General features: G+C 29.7%; 5 protein-coding genes. All 5 read right to left on the bottom strand.

All coding sequences use genetic code 11. The annotated features are described in order from the left end of the window. Positions 1 to 314 (bottom strand): hypothetical protein (locus tag ACMOUI_RS02420; protein ID WP_418964151.1); only part of this gene is annotated, 314 nt, incomplete at its 3' end. A 150-nt stretch (positions 315 to 464) separates the two neighbouring features. Beyond that, positions 465 to 728, bottom strand: coding sequence for a glutaredoxin domain-containing protein (locus ACMOUI_RS02415; RefSeq protein ID WP_240219006.1), 264 nt, complete (start codon positions 726 to 728; stop codon positions 465 to 467). Between the two features lie 139 nt (positions 729 to 867). Then, a complete protein-coding gene (gene pgl / locus ACMOUI_RS02410) occupies positions 868 to 1,515 on the bottom strand; it encodes a 6-phosphogluconolactonase (RefSeq protein ID WP_418964150.1) in 648 nt (215 codons plus the stop codon). Positions 1,516 to 1,531: 16 nt separating this feature from the next. Further along, a complete protein-coding gene (gene ppk1 / locus ACMOUI_RS02405; protein WP_418964149.1) occupies positions 1,532 to 3,571 on the bottom strand; it encodes a polyphosphate kinase 1 in 2,040 nt (679 codons plus the stop codon). Continuing rightward, the coding region (locus tag ACMOUI_RS02400; protein ID WP_418964148.1) for an HD domain-containing protein at positions 3,568 to 4,631 on the bottom strand (1,064 nt) is incomplete at its 5' end. The genes ppk1 and ACMOUI_RS02400, both read right to left, overlap by 4 nt.

Genomic DNA, 4,631 nt, shown 5'->3' with positions numbered 1-4,631 from the left:
TTATAAAACTTTAATATTTTATCCCTATTTAGACTAAAATTAAAAATTGGAGAAAAATTAGAATTAATCAAATAGGTTGTTGTATTGTCATCATTTCCATCATCTTTTCTATCTCTATTTACTGTTGAGATCAGATTACTGTTTTTATTTGATGTGTTTAATAGTATATGTTTATCTTTTCTTTGGTTTTGTTTCTCTTTTATTTCAGAGTTTACAAAAGTATATAGGTGGGCTCTATCTTTAACCTCCTCCCTAATACTTCCAAAAATTGAAATAATGGAAAGAAGTAAAAATAGAGATATTTTTTTTCTCATATATTTCACCTCTTGATTTTATTTTACAAAATTAAATTGCACTTCCTTTTGTTCACAAATTTAATTAGATATTATACATGTTTTTTTTACACTTTCCAATAAAAATAAAAAAAGCCATGCAAATCTAATTTCACATGGCTTTATTATCAATTAGTGACCACAGCTACATCCACATCCGCCTGATGAATGTCCATTTTCATCAACGAACTTAGCTATCTGATCCAATCCTATATATGTCTTTGTTCCGCTACACTTTTCAACAATTAAACATGGTACAGATCTTATTCCATACATACCTGCTAACTCTTGATTTTCCATAGCATTTATAATCTCTACACCCTCTGTATCTGCTAATAACTCCTTTGCTGGTCCGCAGTATTGACAAGTTGGTGTTGTAAATAACATAATTCTCATTCTTCATACCTCCATTTATACTTTTTCTGTATATATTAATATAATATAAAACTTTAGTATAAAAGTCAAGAATTTTATATCTTTAATTTTATCTCACTCCAATACTCTTCTCTCTAACATCTTTTCTCCAACAAAAAATTTACTCCTTTTCATACTCCATCAGTATAATTGGATCGTCTATAAAAAATGCTGGACACTTAAATCTAGGCAGATTTTCCAATACCCCTGCTTTTTCCCTTGTCGCTATGACTATTTTTTTATCAGCCTTATTTATGGTTTCCATACTTAAAGTTATTCTTTTATATGGATGGTTAGCACTCTCCGTTATAAGAGTTGGCTCCAATACTTCAACATCATCCATAGTGAATATAGACCCTGTATGTCCATCCTCTCCTATTCCCAAATAGATAGCATCAAATTTTATATTCCCTTTAAAATATTTTAGTAATCTTTTCTCATAATCTATTTTTGAATCTAATGGAGTTTTTAATATCTCAATTTTATGTATATTTTTTTCTGGAATCTCTATCTTATCTAAAAGATTTTTTTTCAGAAGATTATAATTACTTCCCTCACTGTCCAATGGTACAAATCTTTCATCAACTAAAAAGATATTTATTTTATCCCAATTTATATCCTCTTTTGATAACTTGGAAAAAAACTCTTTTGGAGTTCTTCCTCCTGAAAAAGCTATGTTAACAACATCTTTTCCATAAGTTGTCTCTTTAAACATATCAATTGCTTTTTTAAAAAGATCACTTTTTTTAGATACTTTAATCAATCTCATGCTATACCCTCCTCTTCTATTCATTGGATTTTTCTCTATAGTACTCTTGATAGTTAAATCTAGGGGTTGTTTTTTTTATTTTATCACTTATTAAGGAGTAACTTCCATCTTTATTTTGAATCCTCAATTTTACATTATCTTTTAAGATATCCTTTATAAGTTGAGTAACTTTTTTTCTGTCCTCTTTATTTTCCAAAGGAAATATCGTTTCTACTCTACCATCTAAATTTCTTCTCATACAATCAGCACTTCCAAGATATAGCTCCTCATCTCCATTATTTTCAAAATAATAGATTCTATCATGCTCTAAAAATCTTCCTACCAAACTATAAACTTTAATATTTTCACTTAAACCTACCACTCCACTCTTTAAGCAACAAGCTCCTCTTACAATTAAAGTTATATCTACTCCAACTTTAGAAGCATCATAAAGTTTCTCTATTATACCTTGATCTGTAAGTCCATTCACTTTAATTACAATTTTCCCCATTCCACCTTTAGAGATATTTTCCATCTCTCTATCTATAAATCTATATAGAGTATCTCTTAAATGTGTCGGTGCTACAATCAACTTTTTCCAATCATCTATTTTTGAAAATCCTGTCAATTTATTAAATAGGTAACTTGCATCTATTCCCATCTCCTCATCCATTGTAAAAAACGAGTAATCAACATATAACTTAGCTGTTGAATCGTTATAGTTACCTGTTCCTAAATGAACATACCTTTTTATTCCATCCTCCTCTTTTCTAATTATTAAAAGACACTTTGCGTGAGTTTTTAATCCACTTAATCCATATATCACATGACAGCCAGCTTCTTCCAACTCTCTGGCCCATTTAACATTTCTCTCCTCATCAAATCTAGCTTTTAACTCCACTAACACTGTTACTTGCTTACCATTCTCTGCAGCTTTTTTTAGATACTTTATTATTGGTGAATCTCCACTTACTCTATATAGAGTTTGCTTTATAGCCAAAACTTTGGAATCTTGAGCCGATACCTTAACTAAATCTACGACATGATCAAAACTTTCAAATGGATGTCTCAATAGGATATTTCTTTTTGCTAAGACTTTAAATATATTTTCTCCTGCGAGTTCTTTATAGTATTTTGGTATATTTTTTTCAAATTTTAATCCATCCACTCCGCTGACATCTATAACTCCCCATAAAAAAGTTAAATCAAGTGGACCTAATACCGGATAAAAATTTTCCTCCTCTAGCTCAATTTGTTCCTTTAAAAAATCTAAACTTTTCTTAGAAACCCCTTTTATATATTCCACTCTAACAGGGTTACCCCATTTTCTATTCTTTACCTCTTTTTCTATTTCAGCCAATAGATCTTCTGCACCACTATTTTCATCTATTCCCAAATCTTCATCTCTCGTTATTCTAAAATAACCTATATCTATGATTTCATAGCCATTAAACAATCTGTTTAAATTATTTTTTATCACCTCTTCTAAAAGAATAAAACTATTTCCTCCAGGTAGTTTAATCAATCTATTTACAACTCTTGGAACTTCCACTATTGCAAAGGATATCCCATCTTTTTCTTTCACATTTAAAATCAAATTTATGGCTCCACTATTCAAATGAGGAAAGGGTCTAAAAGTATCTATTGCCATGGGTGTCAATATTGGAAACAGTGTCTCACTGTAATAGTTCTCTATGAATCTTAACTCTTTCCCCACTAACTCCTCATAGGTTTTTATAAATATTTTTCCTTCTACTTTTATCTTATCCATAATCGAACTATGGAGTTTATATTGTTTTTCAACAACTTTTGTAACCTCTTTTTTTATTGTGGTCAACTGCTCTTTTGGGAGCATTCCAGCGATATCTCTAAGCTCTAAATTAGATTCCTCTTGAGCTTTTAATCCAGCTACCCTCACCTTAAAAAATTCATCAAAATTTGAACTTACAATAGCCAAGAATTTTAATTTTTCTAAGAGAGGGTTATCAGGAGCTTCTGCTTCTGACAACACTCTTTTATTGAACTCTATCCAACTTATCTCTCTATTATAGAAGTCTTTTCCAGTATAGCCACTCATTCTCCAAACCTCCTATTTATTTTAAGCTCTATATCTAAATCAAAAAGATATTTAAATAATTTTGATTGCTTCTCAAAGCTGCTCTTCTCCATATAAAAATCCTCATCAGTGTCCATCTCTATCACCAAATCACCCTTAGTGAGATGAATTTTTTCATTGTATAGCCTCTGTTTTTTTCCCCTATCCAAAGATGTAGCAATTTTAATAATCGCTATAATTTTTAATAGCTTTATTAGCTCTTCACCCTTAAATCCATAGTTATAAAGTGATTCCAGTTTTGTATTTGATGTGTGAGCTTTAACTATAAAACCTATCTTTTCAACCATATCCTTATTGAGTCCAAAAATAGTGGTATTCTCCAATATGTAGGCAGAGTGTTTACTATGGTTTTCAAAATCTATAGCTTTTCCTATATCGTGCAAATATGCAGCTACTATAAAATATTTATAATCTTTTAATCCCAAAGAGTGAAATCCCTTTAACTTATCTAGAAGCTTTATTCCTATTTTTTTTACAAACTCTGAGTGCTCTCTATCAAAGTCAAATTTCTCTCCCAAATCTATAACTGAATCCAGAGTTATCTTCCATAGAGTCTCTTCAAAACTATATTTAATATCTGGATAAAACTTCTCTAAAGCACATATATCTTTAATATTAAAATCTAAAAACTTTAACTCCTTAACTCCAAAATAGTCTGAAAAACTTATAATTAAACTAATGGATATAACCATTAACTTCGCAATGGGTACACTGCACTTATACTTTATAGATATCTCATTATAGGAGTGTTCCTGTAAGAATTTTAGCTTTTCTTTTAAGTCTGCCAATGTTATATTTTTCAAATCTTTTTTTCCGAAAATTAACTTTAAAAGTTTCTCCTCTAGCTCTCCCTCTAAAATCAATCTCTTTATAACTTTTCTTCCTACATCTCTTCTTATAAATTCAACATAACTCTCCATATAATCACAGATAAAATCAAAGGCTTTTTTTGAATTTATATTATTTTCTTCAAGAATTAAATATAACTTTTCAGTTCCTAGATTTATATGCTCATTTATAG

It is taken from the genome of Cetobacterium sp., assembly GCF_048470075.1.
In the GTDB taxonomy this organism is placed as follows: domain Bacteria; phylum Fusobacteriota; class Fusobacteriia; order Fusobacteriales; family Fusobacteriaceae; genus Cetobacterium_A.
This window is presented reverse-complemented; position numbering and strand designations above follow the sequence as displayed.

Excerpts from the sequence above, each read along its gene's own strand:
- ACMOUI_RS02415 (WP_240219006.1), bottom strand. The coding sequence starts at position 728 with ATGAGAATTATGTTATTTACAACACCAACTTGTCAATACTGCGGACCA.
- ppk1 (WP_418964149.1), bottom strand. The coding sequence starts at position 3,571 with ATGAGTGGCTATACTGGAAAAGACTTCTATAATAGAGAGATAAGTTGG.
- pgl (WP_418964150.1), bottom strand. The coding sequence starts at position 1,515 with ATGAGATTGATTAAAGTATCTAAAAAAAGTGATCTTTTTAAAAAAGCA.